The 17859-nt window shown below is 72.1% G+C and carries 19 protein-coding genes; 11 read left to right on the top strand and 8 right to left on the bottom strand.

Annotated elements, in window-relative coordinates; genetic code table 11:
* Positions 1 to 11 precede the first annotated feature (11 nt).
* From ACZ4IF_RS31125 to ACZ4IF_RS31105, 5 genes are all read right to left on the bottom strand, one after another.
* Positions 12 to 1712, bottom strand: a complete 1701-nt coding sequence (locus tag ACZ4IF_RS31125) for a bifunctional 3'-5' exonuclease/DNA polymerase (RefSeq protein ID WP_467568731.1) — start codon at positions 1710 to 1712, stop codon at positions 12 to 14.
* 141 nt (positions 1713 to 1853) lie between these two features.
* Positions 1854 to 2591 carry a Clp protease N-terminal domain-containing protein gene (locus ACZ4IF_RS31120; protein WP_359491950.1) on the bottom strand — a complete coding sequence of 246 codons (738 nt, stop codon included), beginning with the start codon at positions 2589 to 2591 and terminating at the stop codon, positions 1854 to 1856.
* 116 nt (positions 2592 to 2707) lie between these two features.
* The gene (locus tag ACZ4IF_RS31115) at positions 2708 to 3334 is read right to left on the bottom strand and encodes a LysE family translocator (RefSeq protein WP_359491948.1); all 627 of its coding nucleotides are present in this window, start codon (positions 3332 to 3334) and stop codon (positions 2708 to 2710) included.
* A 44-nt stretch (positions 3335 to 3378) separates the two neighbouring features.
* Positions 3379 to 5568, bottom strand: a complete 2190-nt coding sequence (locus tag ACZ4IF_RS31110; RefSeq protein WP_467568727.1) for an FtsX-like permease family protein — start codon at positions 5566 to 5568, stop codon at positions 3379 to 3381.
* Positions 5562 to 6314, bottom strand: coding sequence for an ABC transporter ATP-binding protein (locus ACZ4IF_RS31105; RefSeq protein WP_467568725.1), 753 nt, complete (start codon positions 6312 to 6314; stop codon positions 5562 to 5564). Before ACZ4IF_RS31105 ends, ACZ4IF_RS31110 begins: the two co-directional genes overlap by 7 nt.
* 429 nt (positions 6315 to 6743) lie before the next feature.
* Here ACZ4IF_RS31105 and ACZ4IF_RS31100 point away from each other — a divergent pair, with 429 nt between their 5' ends.
* Entirely contained in the window at positions 6744 to 7877 is a 1134-nt protein-coding gene (locus tag ACZ4IF_RS31100) for a DUF2786 domain-containing protein (RefSeq protein ID WP_467568722.1), read from the top strand.
* A gap of 30 nt (positions 7878 to 7907) precedes the next feature.
* Here ACZ4IF_RS31100 and ACZ4IF_RS31095 read toward each other — a convergent pair whose 3' ends face one another.
* The gene (locus ACZ4IF_RS31095) at positions 7908 to 8444 is read right to left on the bottom strand and encodes a DUF4232 domain-containing protein (RefSeq protein ID WP_467568719.1); all 537 of its coding nucleotides are present in this window, start codon (positions 8442 to 8444) and stop codon (positions 7908 to 7910) included.
* Positions 8445 to 8814: 370 nt separating this feature from the next.
* Complete coding sequence (locus ACZ4IF_RS31090) at positions 8815 to 9333, bottom strand: hypothetical protein (protein WP_467568716.1); 519 nt, start codon at positions 9331 to 9333, stop codon at positions 8815 to 8817.
* Positions 9334 to 9510: 177 nt separating this feature from the next.
* Between ACZ4IF_RS31090 and ACZ4IF_RS31085 the strand changes: the two genes are divergently transcribed.
* The 4 genes from ACZ4IF_RS31085 (at position 9511) to ACZ4IF_RS31070 (ending at position 11170) form a co-directional block, all read left to right on the top strand.
* Complete coding sequence (locus ACZ4IF_RS31085; protein ID WP_467568713.1) at positions 9511 to 9897, top strand: VOC family protein; 387 nt, start codon at positions 9511 to 9513, stop codon at positions 9895 to 9897.
* Positions 9898 to 9904: 7 nt separating this feature from the next.
* A complete protein-coding gene (locus tag ACZ4IF_RS31080) occupies positions 9905 to 10258 on the top strand; it encodes an ArsR/SmtB family transcription factor (protein WP_467568711.1) in 354 nt (117 codons plus the stop codon).
* Complete coding sequence (locus tag ACZ4IF_RS31075; RefSeq protein ID WP_467568708.1) at positions 10255 to 10716, top strand: SRPBCC family protein; 462 nt, start codon at positions 10255 to 10257, stop codon at positions 10714 to 10716. The genes ACZ4IF_RS31080 and ACZ4IF_RS31075 overlap by 4 nt, the downstream gene beginning before the upstream one ends.
* Before the next feature lie 193 nt (positions 10717 to 10909).
* Positions 10910 to 11170 (top strand): DUF397 domain-containing protein, encoded by a 261-nt coding sequence (locus ACZ4IF_RS31070; RefSeq protein WP_095935699.1) that lies wholly within the window; start codon positions 10910 to 10912, stop codon positions 11168 to 11170.
* Positions 11171 to 11262: 92 nt separating this feature from the next.
* Here the strand turns inward: ACZ4IF_RS31070 and ACZ4IF_RS31065 are convergent, their stop codons facing one another.
* The gene (locus tag ACZ4IF_RS31065) at positions 11263 to 11781 is read right to left on the bottom strand and encodes an ATP-binding protein (RefSeq protein ID WP_467568705.1); all 519 of its coding nucleotides are present in this window, start codon (positions 11779 to 11781) and stop codon (positions 11263 to 11265) included.
* Positions 11782 to 12118: 337 nt separating this feature from the next.
* On the opposite strand from ACZ4IF_RS31065, the gene ACZ4IF_RS31060 reads away from it, so the two are divergent.
* The 6 genes from ACZ4IF_RS31060 (at position 12119) to ACZ4IF_RS31035 (ending at position 17832) form a co-directional block, all read left to right on the top strand.
* Positions 12119 to 12943: a helix-turn-helix domain-containing protein gene (locus tag ACZ4IF_RS31060; RefSeq protein ID WP_467568972.1), complete on the top strand. Its 825-nt coding sequence runs from the start codon at positions 12119 to 12121 to the stop codon at positions 12941 to 12943.
* 162 nt (positions 12944 to 13105) lie between these two features.
* Positions 13106 to 14566 carry an aldehyde dehydrogenase family protein gene (locus ACZ4IF_RS31055; RefSeq protein WP_467568702.1) on the top strand — a complete coding sequence of 487 codons (1461 nt, stop codon included), beginning with the start codon at positions 13106 to 13108 and terminating at the stop codon, positions 14564 to 14566.
* Between the two features lie 235 nt (positions 14567 to 14801).
* A complete protein-coding gene (locus ACZ4IF_RS31050) occupies positions 14802 to 15353 on the top strand; it encodes a DinB family protein (protein WP_467568700.1) in 552 nt (183 codons plus the stop codon).
* A gap of 31 nt (positions 15354 to 15384) precedes the next feature.
* Complete coding sequence (locus ACZ4IF_RS31045) at positions 15385 to 16026, top strand: PadR family transcriptional regulator (protein WP_359491925.1); 642 nt, start codon at positions 15385 to 15387, stop codon at positions 16024 to 16026.
* Between the two features lie 82 nt (positions 16027 to 16108).
* Positions 16109 to 17074 carry an ATP-binding cassette domain-containing protein gene (locus tag ACZ4IF_RS31040; protein ID WP_467568697.1) on the top strand — a complete coding sequence of 322 codons (966 nt, stop codon included), beginning with the start codon at positions 16109 to 16111 and terminating at the stop codon, positions 17072 to 17074.
* The gene (locus ACZ4IF_RS31035; protein WP_467568695.1) at positions 17071 to 17832 is read left to right on the top strand and encodes an ABC transporter permease; all 762 of its coding nucleotides are present in this window, start codon (positions 17071 to 17073) and stop codon (positions 17830 to 17832) included. Before ACZ4IF_RS31040 ends, ACZ4IF_RS31035 begins: the two co-directional genes overlap by 4 nt.
* Positions 17833 to 17859: the final 27 nt, after the last annotated feature.

The raw sequence follows: 17859 nt of genomic DNA, 5'->3' as shown, positions 1-17859 counted from the left end.
GGCCCGTGCGGTCACTTGGCGTCCGCGTAGCACTTCACCACCGCGGTGGTGAACGGGAAGCGGACCGGTGTCTCCCCGAAGGTGAGGCGTCCCGCGAGGTCGGCGGCGTCACGGATCGCGGCGACGACGGTGTCGGCCTCCTCGGCGGGGCAGTGCACGATCACCTCGTCGTGCTGGAAGAAGACCAGCTCGGCCGCCATGTCCGCGCAGGTGCGGCGGAGTCCGGCCAGCATGAGCAGGGCCCAGTCGGCGGCGCTGCCCTGGACGACGAAATTGCGGGCGAAGCGGCCCCGGGCGCGGGAGTCGGACGAGGCATAGCCCGGGACCCAGCCCTGGTCGGCGGTCGCGGCCGGATCGCCGTCGGGTCCGTCCTGGGGGATGCCCGCCTCCTCGGCGCCGGAGTCGTCGGAGCCCGCCGCCGGGGGACTGGTCCGGCCCAGCCAGGTCCGCACCAGCCGTCCTTCCTCGCCGGCGCGCGCGGCGTCGTCGACATAGGCGACGGCCCGGGGGAAGCGGCGGCGCAGCAGTGCGAGGTTCTTGAGGCCGTCGCCGGACGTCTGTCCGTACATCGCGCCCAGCACGGCGATCTTGGCCTGGTCCCGGTCGCCCGCGAAGGCGCGGTCCGACACGGACTGATAGAGGTCGGAGGCGCGGCCGGCCACCTCCATCAGACCGGGGTCGCGGGAGATGGCCGCGAGGACGCGGGGCTCCATCTGGTCGGCGTCGGCGACGACGAGCCGCCAGCCGGGGTCGGCCACGACCGCGCGCCGGATGACCTTGGGGATCTGGAGGGCTCCGCCGCCGTTGGTCACCCATCGGCCGGTGACCGTGCCGCCCGGGAGGTACTCGGGCCGGAACCGTCCGTCCCGCACCCAGTCCTGGAGCCAGGACCAGCCGTGCGCGACCCAGATGCGATACAGCTTCTTGTACTCGATCAGGGGCTTCACGGCGGGATGGTCGACGGACTCGATCTCCCAGCGCCGTGTCGACCTGACCTTGATCCCGGCCTGCGCGAAGGCCTTGACGACGTCGGCGGGCAGATCCGGTCTGACCCTGCGTCCGAAGGCGGCCGACACCTCGTCCGTCAGCTCGGCCAGGCGGCGGGGCTCGCCGCCGCCCGCGTACCGCTCGCCGAGCAGGTCGCGGAGCACCTCGCGGTGCATGTCCGCGCTCCAGGGGAGTCCTGTCGCGTTCATCTCCGCGGCCACCAGCATGCCGGCCGACTCGGCCGCCGTGAGCAGCCGCATCCGCTCCGGGCGCGCGGTGGCGTCATGGCGGCGCTGCTGGTCCCCGTACACCTCCAGGAGGTCGGCGAGGGGGACGTGCACCGGGCGCGGTTCGAACAGGGACGACTGCGATCCGGGCTCGGCGGAGCGCTGGGGCGGGTCCGGCGGTACGGGGCCGCCGCGCAGCCTCGCCAGCGCGGCGGCCGCCGACCGGGGCTCGCCGAGCCGCCCCTCGTGGCCGAGCAGCAGCGTCTCGGCCGCCTCCACGTCGTAGCACCGCTCCACTCGCACCCCCGTGGCGAGCAGGCGCGGATAGACGTCGGCCGTGGACCGCCAGACCCAGCGGGTCACCTCGGGCCGCGACCGCACGGCCTCGACGAGATCCGGCTCCCCGTGCACCGGACCCGCGGGCAGCCCGTCCGGGCCGAGGGCGACGACTTCCGCGCCGCCGTCCTCGGACGGTGCGAGAGCCCAGCGTCCGGTCATGCCACGAGTCTCGCAGCCGGGTCTGACAGTGGGGCCGACCTGCTGGTTCGGGTCCAGGGGTTTCGTTCGGACCATGTCGGATCGGGCCGCGGCGAGGTGCCGTGCCGGGCGCCGTGCACGGGCCGGTCCGAACGAAGCCCCCTAGCCCTGGGCGGCGGGCCCCTGGTCCTGCACGAACTGCGCGAGCGCGCGGGACACCTCGGCCTCGACGGCCTGCTTGCCGATGCCCAGTCCGCTCAGCACGCCCTCGCCGTTCTCCAGCTCCAGCAGGGCCAGCAGGATGTGCTCGGTGCCGACGTAGTTGTGGCCCAGGCGCAGGGCCTCGCGGAAGGTGAGCTCCAGGGCCTTCTTGGCGGCGGGACCGTAGGGGATCATCTCGGGCACCTCGTCCGCCGCCGGCGGCAGGGCCGCGGTCGCGGCGGCACGGACGGCGTCCGGGGTGGTGCCGAGCGCGGTGAGCGCCTTGGCCGCGAGTCCCTCCGGTTCGGCCAGCAGGCCGAGGACCAGGTGCTCGGGCAGGCCTTCGGGGTTGCCCGCGTCCTTGGCGGCGTTGTGGGCGGCCATGACGACGCTGCGGGCGCGCGGGGTGTAGCGGCCGAAGCCCTGGCTGGGGTCGAGGTCGTTCTCCGCCTTGGGCACGAAGCGTTTCTGGGCGGCCTGCCGGGTCACGCCCATGCTCTTGCCGATGTCGGTCCAGGACGCGCCCGAGCGCCGGGCCTGGTCGACGAAGTGACCGATCAGGTGGTCGGCCACGTCGCCGAGGTGGTCGGCGGCGATCACCGCGTCCTGGAGCTGGTCGAGCGCGTCGGTGTGCGTCTTCTTGATCGCTTCGATGAGGTCGTCGAGACGTACGGGTGTCGTGCCGCGTGAGTTCGTCATGTGTCAACCGTAGGTTGACACCCTGAGGGTGTCAACCCGGAGTTGACACCTGTTCGACGGGGGCCGTCCGTGCCCCGGGGAGTGGGTGAGGGGCACGTCCGCCTGTGCCCCGGTTCCTACTTGGGCGACGCGGCCAGCCGGAGCGCGAGGCCCGCGAACACCGTCCCGCTGAAGACGTTGAGGCCGCGCGCCACCCGTCGGCTGCGCCGGAGCAGTGCCGACAGCCGGCCGGAGAGCAGCCCGATCGAGCCGTCGACCGCGAAACCCATGATCGTCATGCTGGCGCCCAGGATCATGAACTGGCCTGCCACGTGCCCCAGTTCGGGGTTCACGAACTGGGGCAGGAAGGCGACGTTGAAGAGGATCACCTTCGGGTTGAGGAGATTGGTGAGGGCCCCCTGCCAGAAGGCGCGCCGCAGCCCCGGACCGACCGCCGCCGGCCCCTCGTCCGGCACCGCGCGGTCCCGGAACGCCTTCACCGCCAGGTACAGCAGATAGGCGGCGCCCATCCACCGCAGCACGTGGTACAGCGTCGGCAGCGTGGTGAACAGCGCCGACAGGCCCAGCATCGCCGCGACCGCGTGGACCAGCATCGCGAAGGCCACACCCAGCGCGGCGAGTACGCCCGCGGCGGGGCCTCCTCTGCCGCCCATCGCCACGATGAACATCATGTCGGGGCCGGGGGTGACGCAGAGGGCGAAACCCGCGACGAGGAACGCTGCGTACAGAGATGTGTCGACCATGCGGCCCATGCTCGGCACGGCCCGGCGCGGGCGTCGAACCATTTTCACCCCGCAAGACGGGCGAGGTCCGGCCTGCGGACGCAGGCGAGTGCCGTCCCCGTGAGCGCCACCAGCAGACACACCGCCGCGCACCCGGCCAGGAGCCCCCACGGCACGTGCACCGCCGCCGGTGCCGACAGCCGGCCCAGTGCCGCCGCCAGCAGGCCGAGGTTCGTGGCGGCGACGGCGGCGCCGAGCAGGGCGCCCGCACCCACCCCGGCCGCCGTCTCGCCCGCGAGCGCCCGCAGGACCTGTGCCCGGGTGGCGCCGGCCAGCCGCAGCGAACGGAGTTCCGTGCCGCGCGCGGAGGTCGCCATCAACGTCGTCGCGGCGAGCGCGATCGCGGCGTGGGCGAGCGCCAGGCCGAGGAGCACCAGCAGGCCGAGCCGGGTCTGCGGGCCGGTGTGCGGCCGGGTGGCGGCGAGCCAGTCCGACGCCGTGCGCACCGTGCCGCCGCCGGCCGCGTCCCGCACCGCCGCCGCGACGCGCGCCCCGTCCGCGCCGGGCGCCGCCCGAACGTCGAGGCGGTCGACGGTGGCGCCAGGGGCGTTCGCCGTCGTCACGTACGCCCCGTTGTCCCCGGTGCCGCGCGCCAGCACGGCCGCGATCCGCAGGCGTGCGGGGCGTCCGTCGCCGAGCCAGAGGCTCACCCAGGAGCCCACCTCGTGCCGCTCCCACTCCTCGTTCACCACGACGGAGCGGTCGTCGAGGCCGCGCAGGTCGCCCGCCACCACCGGCGGTCGCGTCACCGCGGCGAACGCGGCCACGTCGCTCACCGCCCGCGCCTCGGACCGTACGAGGGCGGTGCCCTCCTCCCGCACGTACACGGCGGTGGGCGCGGAACCGGACACGATCGCCCCGGCGGTCCCCGCCGCCGCCTCCACCGCGGTCGAGTGCCGGCCCAGGTCCTCGCCGGTGACGACGAACTGGGCCCGGGTTCGTTCCCGCGCCTCCGTCGCCTTCGCCCCGGCCACCGTCGCCGCCGACCCGAGCAGGGAGCCCGCCAGCGCCACCGTCACCAGTACGGGCGCCGCCACGGCGGCCGTGCGCCGCACCGACGCGGACGCGTTCTCGCGGGCGAGGAGCCCCGCCGCGCCGGGCAGCAGCCTCGGCGGGAGCAGTCGTACGACCGGGCGGACCAGCACCGGCGCCAGCGCCGCCACCGCCGTGACGAGCAGCATCGGCTGCGTCACGTAGGTCTTGCGCTTCAGCAGGGCGGCGGGGTCCGTGTACAGCGTCCAGACCGACAGGCCGATGCCCGCCGCCAGGAGGACGCCCCCGGCGATCCGCCGCGACAACGGCATCACGCCCGTGTCCACCGAGGCCTCGCGCAGGGCCTCCGCCGGCCCGGTCCGCCCTGCTCGCCGCGCGGCCGCCCACGCGCCCGCGACGGCCACCAGGACCCCGGTGCAGAAGGCGACGTCGTACGGCCAGGCGGCTCCGCCGCGCAGCGCGAACCAGGGTGGTGCCACCCCGCCGTCCACCAGGGCCCGGACGAGCGCCGGTGCCCCCCGGCCCCCCAGGGCGCAGCCCAGTGCGGAGGCCGCCAGCCCCACGACGACCGCCTCCGCCAGCACGGTCCGCCTCACCTGGCCGGCCGTCGCCCCGGCCATCCGCAGCAGCCCGAATTCCCGCCGCCGCAGCGCCACGACGAACGCGAACGTGGACGCCGTCACGAAGACCGAGACGAAGGCCGCCACCCCTGCCGCCGTGCCCAGCAGGGAATCGACCGCGACCAGCGCCTCGGCGTCGCGGGCGGTGGCGGGGTCGGCGCGGCGCCGGTCGTCACCGGTCAGAACGGTGGCGCGGTCCCCGACGAGTCGTCGCACGGCGGCAGCGGGCGCGTCCACGCCGACCGCGCCGGCCCCGGTGGCGCTCCGCGGCGCGCCGTCCGTCCGCACCCGGCCGAGCTGCCGCAGCTCGCGCACCAGTTCGTTGTCCACAGGGTGTGGATGCGCGAGCCTCGCCGACACGGAAGCGGTGGCCGGGCCTCGCCGCACCGGCACGGTCAGGGTGTCCTGGCCCATCACCACGACCGGTGCGGACGCGAACCGGGCGGGCGGGCGTGTGGGCGGGTCCGCCGCGGCGGCGAGACCCAGCCCCATCGCGGTCGTCACGGCGACCCCCAGTGCGACGGCGACGAAGGCTCCGAGCAGCGAGGGCCAGCGGGTACGCAGCGCGGCGAGGTTCAGCACGGCGCCTTCTCCAGTCCCGCCATCCGCGCGGCGACCTCCTCGGCCGAGGGCGACCGCAGCTCCCCGCTCACCCGCCCGTCGACGAGGAACACCACACGGTCCGCGTACGAGGCGGCCACCGGGTCGTGCGTGACCATGACCGTGGTCCGGCCCTCCCGGTCCACCAGTTCCCGCAGCAGCGTCAGCACCTCGCGGCTGGTGACGGTGTCCAGGGCGCCGGTCGGCTCGTCGCCGAACAGCACCGCGGGGCGGGTGACCAGTGCCCGCGCGAGGGCGACCCGCTGCTGCTGGCCGCCGGACAGCTCGGACGGCCGGTGCCCGGCGCGATCGGCGAGGCCGACCCGGGCGAGCGCCTCGCGCACCGCTGTGCGCGGGGGGCGTCGGCCGGCCAGCCGCAGCGGGAGCGCGACGTTCTGTGCTGCCGTCAGGGACGGCAGCAGGTTGAAGGACTGGAACACGAACCCGATCCGCTCCCGCCTGAGCAGGGTCAGCCGTCGCTCGCTCAGTCCGGCGAGCCCGACCCCGTCGACGGCCACGGTCCCCGATGTCGGGCGCTCGAGTCCGGCCGCACACTGCAACAGGGTCGACTTGCCGGAGCCGGAGGGGCCCATCACGGCGGTGAAGGTCCCGGCGGCGAGGTCGAGGTCGATGCCGTCGAGGGCGGCGACGGTGCCGTAGTGGCGGCGCAGCGAGCGGATGCGCACGACGGGTGCCGCCGTGGTGGTGTGCCTGGCTGTGGTGTGCATGCCTTCAGCGAACCGTCCGCGAGGCGGGCGGACACGACCACCAGGGGGCGTTGTGGAGGTAGGGCCAGGCATACCTCCGGGGTTTGCTGTCGTTCCGTTTCGCCGTCTGTGCGGTGGGTGGGTCGGGGCCGTGCCGGTGATCCGCCCGTTGCAGCCCTCGTGTGGTCCGGTGTGTCGGTGCGGTGGGTTGGTGGCGTCGTCCGCAACGGGCATGTGATGCACCGGCACGGCCCCTTCTGTGAGAGGGCGGGTGCGGGTGCGTCCATCTCGGGTTCCCGCCGGCCTCTGGAGCCGGGGACACCCTTCAGCCCGTCCGGCGTTTGAGGACGAGGCCGTTCAGGCCGATCGGGGGGCCGGGGGGAGCCCCCGGGAGGTCCGGGCCGGGTAGGGGCGGAGGGGGCCAGGAACAGGGCGTGACACGATCGGGTCATGAGCAGCAGCGGACCCCGCCCCGGCACCGTGGAGCGCGCCTTCGAGGCCGCGCTCTACGCCGACACCGACGCGGCCCTCGACACCGGTGCCTCGCTGCTCGCGGCGGACCCGGCGGCCGACACCGAACTCACCCGCCGCGGCGAGGAGTTCGTCGCCGCGGCCTGGCGGCGAGGCTGGCAGCCCGCCGACGTCGTACGCGTCGTACGCCGCGAGCTGGACCCCGTGCACGTGCAGCTGACCGCGGCGCTGATCCTCGGCGAGAGCCATGAACCCCGTGGCGCACGCTGGACCGCACAGCTCGACGAGCTCAAGGCCGAGCCGCGGCCTCCCCGCGCCGACCGCTTCTCGTACGCCACCGCGGTCCTGGAGCTGTACCGGCTGCTGCTGCGTCTGCCCGCCATCGAGCCCCTGGACGTGCCCCGGCCGGGTCCGGCCGCTGCCGCCGGACCCGGGGACTCCCGCATGCTCACCCGCATCCGCGCCCTGCTCGCGAAGGCCGAGGCGACCGGGTTCCCGGAGGAGGCCGAGGCACTCAGCGCCAAGGCGCAGGAGCTGATGGCGCGGCACAGCATCGACGAGGCGCTGCTCGCGGCCCGTACGCACGCGAAGGACGCGCCCGGCGCCTGCCGTATCGGCGTCGAGCCACCGTACGAGGCGGCCAAGGCGGTCCTGCTGGACGCGGTGGCCGGGGCGAACCGCTGCCGCGCGGTCTGGAACGAGGCCTTCTGCTTCTCGACGGTCGTCGGCTTCGAACCCGACCTGGAGGCGGTCGAGCTGCTGTACACCTCGCTGCTGGTGCAGGCGACGGCGGCGATGACGAAGGCCGAGGCCGCGCAGCGGGCCGGGGGCCGCAAGCGCACGAAGACCTTCCGGCAGTCCTTCCTCGCCGCCTACGCGCACCGGATCGGCGACCGTCTCGCATCCGCCGCCGAAGGCCAGGTGACGGCCGTGGAAGGGGACTTGCTGCCGGTGCTGGCGGCCCGCGACGTGGCGGTCGCGGACCACACGGACCGGATGTTCCCCCGGACGGTGACCACCCGGCTGCGCGGGGTCGACGACGCCGCCGGCTGGCACGAGGGAGCCGCAGCGGCGGACCGGGCCCAGGTCCAGGACCGCCGCCGACTGCCCTGACCGCCCGTCATCGCGTGCTGGGCGGCGTTCTCAGTCGCCCGCGGTCCTGAAGGTGCTCACCGTGGCGTCCAGCTTGTCCGCGGACTTCTCGGCGACGTCGCCGTACGTCCACTTCGACTCCTTGTCCCCGGTGTGCCCGGGGAGGCTGATCCGCAGGGTCCGCACGGCGGCGCCCGAACCGGCCTCTCCGCGCACGTACGTGAGGGTGAAGGTCGCCGCCTCGTCCTTGTGAAGGGTCACCTTCTGCGCCTTCGCGCCCTCCTCCGGGGCGAGGGTCCAGGAGGTCCCGCCGGCCCGCAGGTCGACGCCGGGGAAGCCGTCCAGCGTGCACGCGCCGGAGCCGGTGTTGGTGACGGTGACCGGGATGTTGCCGGTGTCGCCGGCGGCCGGGGCCGCGTTGGCCGGTCCGACGTCGACGCCCACCTGCTGGAGGGAGCACGCGGAACTCTTGCCGCTCGCGTCGCTCTTGGCGTTCGCGTCGCCACCGCCGTCGCCACCGCCGCAGGCGGTCAGGGCGAATGCTGCGGCGACGCCGGTGAGGGCAGCGGCGAGGGGGATGGCGCGCATGAGGGTCCTCTGGGTTCGTGGCCCGGTGACGGGGCCGGGGCCCGGGGCGATGGCAAGGGCCGGGCCCGGGGTGCGTGACGCTGTGCATGGATCATCACTCAGGCGTGCGTCTTCGCGTCACGCGCCCCTGTCGCCCGGCCCGACCGCCGGCCGGGAATGTCCTTGAATCTCCCTAACGCTAGCGGAGACGGGGTCGCCGAGGAGTCGCCGGAGGCGCTGGACACGGCCGTACCGCCGATGGTCGTTGACGGCAGCGAGTCCGTGCGCGCCATGGAGGCGCCGCGCCGGGCGTCGCGGACCCGGGCCGATCCGAACGATCCCCCTGGCCGGCCGGGTCGGGTCCGACTCCGGCCGGCCGGCGGTCACGGGTTCAGGACCCGAGGCTCGCGGTGGGCAGTCCCGTCGGCAGTTCCCCGCCCCGGCTCTTGGTGTACGTCTCCTTGCCGAGGCCGCCCTGCCAGGTGATCCGGAGCGACTTGCCGCTGACGGAGTCGACCATGCCGACGGCGCGGTCCTTGCTGCCGTCGGTGCACTTGAGGCGGATCATCTGCATGTCCGCCTCGTCGGCCGCGGTGCCGCTGCACACGGTGCCGCCGGTCGCGAACAGGCCGGCCTGCTTGCCGTTGATCATCAGCACGACGGCCTTGCCGTCCGCGGTCGTCAGCCAGCTGCCGTCGAGGTCGGTCTTGGCGCCCGAGGTGCCGCCGGTGCCGCCGTCGGCGGCGGCCGAACCGGTCGGCGACGCGCTCGGGTCGGTGGACTTGTCCCCGGAGTCGTCGCCGTCACTGCTGCAGCCGGTGAGCAGGAGCGCGGCCGCCACTCCGACGGCCGCGACCGCGGTACGGGCCGGGCGGTGCGGGAAGGTCGCCGTGATCACTGGAGCCCCCAAGGGTGGTGATGATGCCGGGTCGCCGGAAAGACCGCAGCAAGCTACCAGGAGGACGTGTGCGCATCAGGGGGACGTCCGCCGTGGGCTTGCTCACGGACTCGTTCCGCCAGGCCGCAAGGATGGGTAGGGGATTCCCTACGGTTGACGCGTAGGGAATCCCCTACCTATGGTGGACGCATGACCATCACCCACGCCTCCTTCGTCACCCTCCCCGTCGCCGACCAGGACCGCGCTCTGCGCTTCTACACGGACGTACTCGGCTTCACGGTCGCCGCCGATCTGCAGATGCCGCCCGGCCGCTGGCTCCAGGTCGCCCCCGAGGGGGCGCAGACCGTCTTCACGCTCTCGGGTCCGGGCATGGGCGGTTTCGTCCCCGGTGAGGCCCGGGGGATCATGTTGGTCACGACCGACGTCGACGCCGACTGTGCGCGGCTCGCCGCCGCCGGCGTCGCGGTGGAGGGCCCCGACGACCTTCCGTGGGGCCGCATGGCCTCGTTCCGCGACCCGGACGGCAACGGTCTGATGCTGCTGACGGAGAAGGCCATGGAGAAGGAAGGCAGCTGATCGCGCCATGACGGTGACCGGGGCTCGCGAGGCGAGCGAGGACCGCGTGTTCGCCGCGCTCGCCAACGCCACCCGCCGCGAGGTGCTGCGCCTGCTGCGGGACGGCGGGCCCCAGCCCGTCCAGGCCCTCGCCGACCACTTCGACATGCGGCGGCCGAGCCTCTCGGAGCACCTCAAGGTGCTCCGGGACGCCGGACTGGTGTCGGAGGAGCGCGCGGGCCGCCGGCGCATCTACCGCCTGGAGGCCGCCCCGCTCGCCGAGGTGCAGGACTGGCTCCATCCGTACGAGCGGTTCTGGCGCGACAGGCTCAAGGGACTCAGCGCTCTGCTGGACCGCATGCCCGACGATGCCGAGTCATGAACCCCGTTCCGGACGATGACCTGACCACCATCCGCGTCGACCAGTTCTTCCCGCACCCGCCCGCCAAGGTCTGGCGCGCCCTCACCGACCCCGAACTGCTCGTGCAGTGGCAGATGCAGGGGTCGGAATTCTTCCGGCTCGAGGTCGGTCACCAGTACGCGCTGACGTCGGTGCCGCGCCCCAACACGAACTTCTCCGGCACGGTTGACGTGCGGGTTCTGGCCTTCGAGCCGGAGCGGATGCTGAGCGTCCGGTGGGCCGACCGCGATCCGGCCAATTCCGCGGAGTGGACCATTACTTGGACACTGGAACAGGAAGGCCGCGGTACGCGTCTGTTCCTAGTGCACGAGGGATTCGATCCGGACGATCCCGCACAGATGATGGCGCGGCAGATCATGGACGGGGGCTGGAGGTCGCATGTCCTGCGATCTCTGGGGCAGGCGCTGGACCGGGCGTGACGCGGGAATGCGCAGGCCGTAGTCAAGTGAGCGACAGCCGGTAGTCAAGCGCCGGCAAAAGCTGTAACCGCAGGAGTACCCCGCGTGCACGTGCATCTGCCCATGCATCTGCACATGAACAGAGCTATGATCCGGGTCAGTTGACGACTGCATCAATGGCCACCTCAGCCACTGCACGACCGGGGAGCGACCTGTGGACCACGACGTGTACGACGTGGATGACGTGTACAACGGCATGGCGGCGACGGAGCTGAACGGGGTGGCCTGGCAGAAGAGCCGGCACAGCAACTCGCAGGGCTCCTGCGTGGAGTTCGCGAGGCTGCCCGGAGGCGACGTGGCCGTGCGGAACTCGCGGTTCCCGGAGGGGCCCGCGCTCGTCTACACCCGCGCCGAGATCGAGGCGATGCTGCTGGGCATCAAGGACGGCGAGTTCGACCACCTGATCGCCGGCTGATGCCGGAGGCCTGACGGGAGCACCGAGCGCGATTCTCGTTCAACGGTGCGTAACGCGCGTAGAACCGCGGCGCCGAAAAGCGCCGCGGTTCGTCATTTCGCGGGGGGTGCGGCCGCACCCGGCTGCGGCAGCCGGAACAGGGCCCACACGACCTTGCCGCTGAGGGTGCCCGCGAGCGGGTGCCAGCCCCAGCTGTCGGCGAAGGAGTCGACCAGGAACAGGCCGCGGCCCGACTCCGCCGAGAAGTCGTCCGAGTCTCCCGCGACGGGGCTGTCGTGACTGGGGTCGCGCACCGCGCACACCAGACGGGCGGTCCACCGCATCAAGTGCAGCCGCACGGGTGGTCCCTGGTCGTCGTTGCGCGGCGTGTCCGCGGGCAGCGCGTGCCGCAGCGCGTTGGTGACGAGCTCGGAGACCACCAGGCAGACGTCGTCGAAACGGTCGCCGATGTCCCACTGGTCGAGCGTTCTGCGGGTGAACTGCCGTGCCTCGCGCACCGCTTCGAAGCGGGCGGGCAGTGCGCAGGAGGCGGCGCCGGACACGGCTGCGGGGTCGAGTGGCGGAAGTCCCTGCCGTAAGGGTTCGAGCATGGTCGATCCATTCGTCCCCATGCGAGGCACTCCCGAGTGTTCGCGGTCGTTGCGATGCAGCGGTGGCGCGGGGACCATGGTTCCGAATGCGTACAGCAGATGCAAGGGCAGATGCACGTGCACGCGCCCGAATTGGACCTCCATTCACCGGTTGTTGCTCATTTCTTCTGTCACCTTCTTCCCTCTTGTTGACGCTCTGCTGATCCCTTTCTGTGCGGCTCCTTTGGCTACTTTCCGTTTCCGTAACCGAACGAGTACTGCTTGAAGTGTTTTAGTGGCAGACTTCGGCCCTTGGAGACGGTTGGGGAGGCGGACGAACGTGAGCGCTGGTGAGTCGAGCGGCTCGGTGGTGCGGCGCATGCTGCTGGGGTCACATCTTCGGCGCCTGCGTGAGGCGCGCGGAATCACCAGGGATGCGGCCGGTTATTCGATCCGTGCCTCCGAATCGAAGATCAGCCGCATGGAGTTGGGACGGGTGAGCTTCAAGACGCGTGACGTCGAGGACCTGCTGACGCTCTACGGCATCACGGACGAGATGGAGCGCACCTCCCTCGTGTCGCTCGCCAAGGAGGCCAACGTCGCCGGCTGGTGGCACAGCTACTCCGACGTCCTGCCCAGCTGGTTCCCGACCTACGTCGGCCTCGAAGGCGCGGCGCACCTCATCCGCTCGTACGAAGTGCAGTTCGTGCACGGCCTGTTGCAGACCGAGGCGTACGCGCACGCGGTCGTCGCGCGGGGCATGAAGGGTGCCTCCGCCGCGGACATCGACCGGCGCGTGGCCCTGCGTCTGGAACGCCAGAAGTATCTCGTCTCCGAGAAGGCCCCCGAGTTCCACATCGTCCTCGACGAGGCCGCCCTGCGCCGCCCCTACGGCGACCGCGAGGTGATGCGCGGACAGCTCCAGCATCTGATCGACGTCTCGGAGCGCCCCAACGTGCGGCTCCAGGTCATGCCGTTCAGCTTCGGCGGCCACTCCGGCGAGAGCGGCTCCTTCACCATCCTCAGCTTCCCGGAGTCGGACCTGTCCGACGTCGTGTACCTGGAGCAGCTCACCAGCGCGCTCTACCTGGACAAACGTGAGGACGTCGGCCAGTACGAGGGTGCGCTCAAGCAGCTGCAGACGGACAGCCCGGGCCCGGCGGAGAGCCGCGACCTGCTGCGGGGACTGCTCCAGCTGTCCTGACACTCCGGCCGGCGCGACCGGTGCACCCCCGCGACCTCGTCCGGCGGGTCCGCACCGACTCTGTCCAGGTTTTCTCCAACTCCCTTGAAACACAAGTACGATGACGTTCGATCAGGCGTTGATCGGATGTCTGCCTCGGCAGCGCAGGGATTGAGGGAGCTCATGTCGTCCTACTTCACCGACCTGGCCCAGCAGTACATCGACGGCGCCTGGCGGCCGGGTACCGGCTCATGGGACATCATCGACTTCAACCCGTACGACGGCGAGAAGCTGGCGTCGATCACCATAGCCACCACGGACGAGGTCGATCAGGCGTACCGCGCGGCCGAGCGCGCCCAGAAGGAATGGGGCACGACCAACGCCTACGCCCGCCGCGCGGTGTTCGAGAAGGCCCTGCGCATCATCGAGGAGCGCGAGGCGGAGATCACCGAGGTGATCATCGCGGAGCTCGGCGGCACCCACCTCAAGGCGGCCTTCGAGATCCACCTCGCCAAGGAGTTCCTGCGCGAGTCGATCCAGCTGTCGCTGCGACCCGAGGGCAAGATCATCCCCTCGCCGATCGACGGCAAGGAGAATCGTCTCTACCGCGTCCCGGTCGGCGTCGTCGGCGTCATCAGCCCGTTCAACTTCCCCTTCCTCCTCTCGCTGAAGTCGGTCGCCCCGGCGCTGGCCCTGGGCAACGGCGTGGTGCTGAAGCCCCACCAGAACACCCCGATCGTCGGCGGCTCGCTGGTCGCCAAGATCTTCGAGGACGCCGGCCTGCCCGGCGGCCTGCTGAACGTGGTCATCACCGACATCGCCGAGATCGGCGACGCCTTCATCGAGCACCCGGTCCCGAAGGTCATCTCCTTCACCGGTTCCGACAAGGTCGGCCGGCACGTCGCCACCGTGTGCGCCTCTCACTTCAAGCGCTCCGTCCTGGAACTCGGCGGCAACAGCGCCCTGGTGGTGCTCGACGACGCCGACATCGACTACGCGGTCGACGCGGCGGTCTTCAGCCGGTACGTCCACCAGGGCCAGGTCTGCATGGCGGCCAACCGTGTCCTCGTGGACCGCTCCATCGAGGCCGAGTTCACCGAGAAGTTCGTCGCCAAGGTCAGGTCGCTGAAGACGGGCGACCCGAGCGACCCGCAGACGATCATCGGTCCGGTGATCAACTCCTCGCAGGCGGACGCGATATCGGGCGCCGTCGAGCAGGCGATAGCGGAGGGCGCCACCGCCCTGGTGCACGGCACGACGACCGACAACCTGGTCGAGCCGTCCGTCCTCACCGACGTCCCCGCCGACTCCTCCCTGCTGCGGCAGGAGATCTTCGGCCCGGTCGTCTTCCTCGTCCCCTTCGACGGCGAGGACGACGCGATCCGCGTCGTCAACGACACCCCGTACGGGCTGAGCGGCGCCGTCCACACCGGTGACGTCGAGCGCGGCGTGAACTTCGCCAAGCAGATCGAGACCGGCATGTTCCACGTCAACGACGGCACCGTGCACGACGAGCCGCTGGTCCCCTTCGGAGGCGAGAAGCACTCCGGTATCGGCCGGCTGAACGGCGAGACGACCGTCGACGCGTTCACCACGCAGAAGTGGATCTCGGTGCAGCACGGGCGCAGCTTCTTCCCCTTCTGAGCCCTTCCGGCGGCCCGCGGGATCTTCCTCCGGCAGCCTGCGGAGGCTTCCCGGCGCCTTCCGGGACCCTCCGGCGGCCTGGGGGATCGTCCGGCGGCCGCCGGTGATCCGGGACCCCCGCTCACGACTTCCAGGGATTTCCGCGCACGCCGCGCCCTTGCGGACCGAAGCTGTCCGCAAGGGTCCGTAGCGTCATCGGTGTCAGGCAAGAGGACCCGATGAAAGGCGGCCGGTCATGGTGACTCACGTGGGAGCGGAGACGCGCGGGGACGAGCGGGGGGCCCTGCTGTCCTTCCTGGAGGAGCAGCGCGGCGGTATCCGCAGGGCGCTGCTGGGGCTGTCCGAGGAACAGGCGGCCTCCCGCCCCAGCGCCAGCGAACTCTCCCTGTCCGGTCTGCTGAAGCATGTCGCCGAGGTCGAGCAGAGCTGGATCGCCCGTGCCCGGGGCGAGGAGCCGGCCGTCCGGCGCGACGCGTCCAACTGGCACGAGTGTTTCGTGCTCGGCGACGGCGAGACCGTGGCGTCCCAGCTCGCGTACTGGGAGAAGGTCGCCGCGCAGACGGAGGAGTTCCTCCGTTCGGTGCCCAGCCTCGACGACACCTTCGCACTCCCGGCCGAGCCCTGGTTCCCGCCGGAGGGCCGGGTCTCGATGCGCTGGCTGGCACTCCACCTGATCCGGGAGACGGCCCGGCACGCCGGCCACGCCGACATCATCCGCGAGTCCCTGGACGGCAGGACCGCGTTCGAGCTGGTGGCCCTGGAGCAGGGCGGGCAGGGCACGTCCTGAGGCCGGTGGCAAGGGTCCTACGCTGGACCGCATGTCAGCGATCCGTCTCCTCGTGCTCGGCGCGGTCCGCCAGCACGGGCGGGCACACGGCTACCAGGTGCGCAACGACCTCGAGTACTGGGGCGCGCACGAGTGGTCCAACGCCAAGCCCGGCTCGATCTATCACGCGCTCAAGCAGATGGCGAAGCAGGGACTGCTGCACGCGCACGAGATCGCCCCGTCCACCGCCGGCGGGCCGCCGCGCACGGAGTACGAGATCACCGACGCGGGCACCGAGGAGTTCCTCCGGCTGCTGCGGGATTCCCTGGTGTCCTACGACCAGAAGATGGACATTCAGTCGGCGGCCATCGGGTTCCTCGTCGACCTGCCCCGCGACGAGGCGGTGGCCCTGCTGAAGGAGCGGATCCGGCGGATCGAGGCGTGGCGGGCGGCCGTCACGGAGCACTACATCCCCGAGGACGGCCCCGAACAGCTCGGCCACATCGGCGAGATCATGAACCTGTGGGTCCACACCGCCGACTCGGACGCGGCCTGGACCCGGGGGCTCATCGAGCGGATCGAGCGCGGAGCCTACACCTTCTCCGGCGAGGGAGAGCCGTTCGTCGGCGTCCTCGCCGAGGGTGAGCAGAACCCTTACGCGACGGATGAGCGGCACCCGGACGACCACCGGTAATCAAGTTTGACCAATGCGAGGACGCGCGTTACCTTCAAGTCGGTAGTCAAGTTTGACTAATCGACGAGATGGGGGAGTGCCCGTGGCCGACACGGCGATCGGCGTCGAAGGAGCACACAAGAAGTACGGCGAGAGGGCCGCCCTGGACGGACTCGACCTGCGCGTCGCCCGCGGCACGGTGCACGGCGTGCTCGGTCCCAACGGCGCGGGCAAGACGACCCTGGTCCGCATCCTGTCCACTCTGCTGCGGCCCGACGGCGGCCGGATCGAGGTCGCCGGGCACGACGTGGTGACCGACGCCCGCGAGATCCGCCGCCGCATCGGCCTGCTCGGCCAGCACGCGGCCCTGGACGAAGAGCTGAGCGGCCGCCAGAACCTGGAGATGTTCGGCCGCCTCCACCACCTGGGCGCCCAGCACGCCCGCGTGCGCGCCGGTGAACTCCTGGAGCGCTTCGGCCTCATCGACACCGGCCGTACCTCCGTCCGGGCGTACAGCGGAGGCATGCGGCGCCGTCTCGACCTCGCCGCCTCCCTGATCACCGAACCGGAGGTGCTCTTCCTGGACGAGCCGACCACCGGCCTCGACCCGCGCGGCCGCGCCGAGGTGTGGGCGTCCGTCCGCTCCCTGGTCGGCGGCGGCACGACGGTCCTGCTCACCACGCAGTACCTGGAGGAGGCGGACCAGCTCGCCGACCGCATCTCGGTCGTCGACCACGGCCGGGTCGTCGCCGACGGCACGGCCGACGAGCTGAAGACGCTGACCGGCGGCGACCGCATCGACGTCGTCCTGCGCGACGCCGGCCAACTGGGCGCCGCCGTCGCCCTGTTGCCGCTGCCGGCCGCGGACATCTCCGTGGACGCCGACCGCCGTCTCCTGAGCGCCCCGGTCGCCGACCGCATGGCGGCCTTGGCCGGGGTCGTACGGGCCCTGGAGGCCTCCGGCATCGAGGCCGCGGACATCGCCCTGCGCCGTCCGACGCTGGACGAGGTGTTCCTGCACCTCACGGCACGCGACGACCGCACCGACCGCACGAAGGAGGCCGTGTGAGCACGTACGTGCCGAGCGACTGCTGGACCATGACCCGCCGTGAACTCGCCCACTGGGCACGGCAACCCGTCCAGGTCCTCGTCCTGCTGGTCTTCCCCGTCATGCTGCTGCTGATGTTCGGCTACCTGATCGGTGGCGGCCGGGGCGTCGAGGGCAGCTACGTCGACTTCCTGGTGCCCGGCATGCTCGCGCTGACCATGGCCTTCGGCCTGGAGGGCACGATGCTCGCCGTCACCCAGGACCTCAACAAGGGCGTCATAGACCGTTTCCGCGCGATGCCGATGGCCAACGGCGCAGTCCTGGTGGGCCGTTGCGCCGCCGACATGCTCCAGTCGGCGGTCGGTCTGGCCGTGCTGATCGGCGTCGGACACGCCATCGGCTGGCGCGCCCACGGCACGCCCGGAGCCTTCCTCGGGGCCGTCGGCCTGCTGCTGCTCTTCCGCTTCGCCATGCTGTGGATCGGCATCCACCTCGCGATGGTGGCCGGGAAGCCGGAGATGGTGCAGGCGGTCCAGATCCTGGTCTGGCCCGTCGGCTTCCTCTCCAACGCCTTCGCCACGCCCGGCTCGATGCCGTCCTGGCTGGGCACGGCCGTCGAGTGGAACCCGATGTCCCAGACGGCGACGGCGGTCCGTGATCTGTTCGGCGGTCCCGGAGGAGAGCCGGGGCACGTCGGGGCCGCGGTCCTGTGGCCGCTGGCGCTGGTGGCGGTGTTCTTCCCGCTCGCGGTACGGAGGTTCGCCCGCCTGAGCCGGTAGGTGTACCGACCCGTACCGCCCCGCGCG

The sequence above is a fragment of the Streptomyces sp. NPDC025784 genome (assembly GCF_055558435.1).
Note: the sequence above shows the minus strand (reverse complement) of the source record. Positions and strands in the feature narration are given on the sequence as shown.

Coding starts and splice junctions, on each gene's coding strand:
- ACZ4IF_RS31080 (WP_467568711.1), top strand. CDS start 9,905: ATGACGGTGACCGGGGCTCGCGAGGCGAGCGAGGACCGCGTGTTCGCC.
- ACZ4IF_RS31125 (WP_467568731.1), bottom strand. CDS start 1,712: ATGACCGGACGCTGGGCTCTCGCACCGTCCGAGGACGGCGGCGCGGAA.
- ACZ4IF_RS31050 (WP_467568700.1), top strand. CDS start 14,802: ATGGTGACTCACGTGGGAGCGGAGACGCGCGGGGACGAGCGGGGGGCC.
- ACZ4IF_RS31120 (WP_359491950.1), bottom strand. CDS start 2,591: ATGACGAACTCACGCGGCACGACACCCGTACGTCTCGACGACCTCATC.
- ACZ4IF_RS31100 (WP_467568722.1), top strand. CDS start 6,744: ATGAGCAGCAGCGGACCCCGCCCCGGCACCGTGGAGCGCGCCTTCGAG.
- ACZ4IF_RS31095 (WP_467568719.1), bottom strand. CDS start 8,444: ATGCGCGCCATCCCCCTCGCCGCTGCCCTCACCGGCGTCGCCGCAGCA.
- ACZ4IF_RS31115 (WP_359491948.1), bottom strand. CDS start 3,334: ATGGTCGACACATCTCTGTACGCAGCGTTCCTCGTCGCGGGTTTCGCC.
- ACZ4IF_RS31085 (WP_467568713.1), top strand. CDS start 9,511: ATGACCATCACCCACGCCTCCTTCGTCACCCTCCCCGTCGCCGACCAG.
- ACZ4IF_RS31045 (WP_359491925.1), top strand. CDS start 15,385: ATGTCAGCGATCCGTCTCCTCGTGCTCGGCGCGGTCCGCCAGCACGGG.
- ACZ4IF_RS31065 (WP_467568705.1), bottom strand. CDS start 11,781: ATGGGGACGAATGGATCGACCATGCTCGAACCCTTACGGCAGGGACTT.
- ACZ4IF_RS31060 (WP_467568972.1), top strand. CDS start 12,119: ATGCTGCTGGGGTCACATCTTCGGCGCCTGCGTGAGGCGCGCGGAATC.
- ACZ4IF_RS31075 (WP_467568708.1), top strand. CDS start 10,255: ATGAACCCCGTTCCGGACGATGACCTGACCACCATCCGCGTCGACCAG.
- ACZ4IF_RS31105 (WP_467568725.1), bottom strand. CDS start 6,314: ATGCACACCACAGCCAGGCACACCACCACGGCGGCACCCGTCGTGCGC.
- ACZ4IF_RS31055 (WP_467568702.1), top strand. CDS start 13,106: ATGTCGTCCTACTTCACCGACCTGGCCCAGCAGTACATCGACGGCGCC.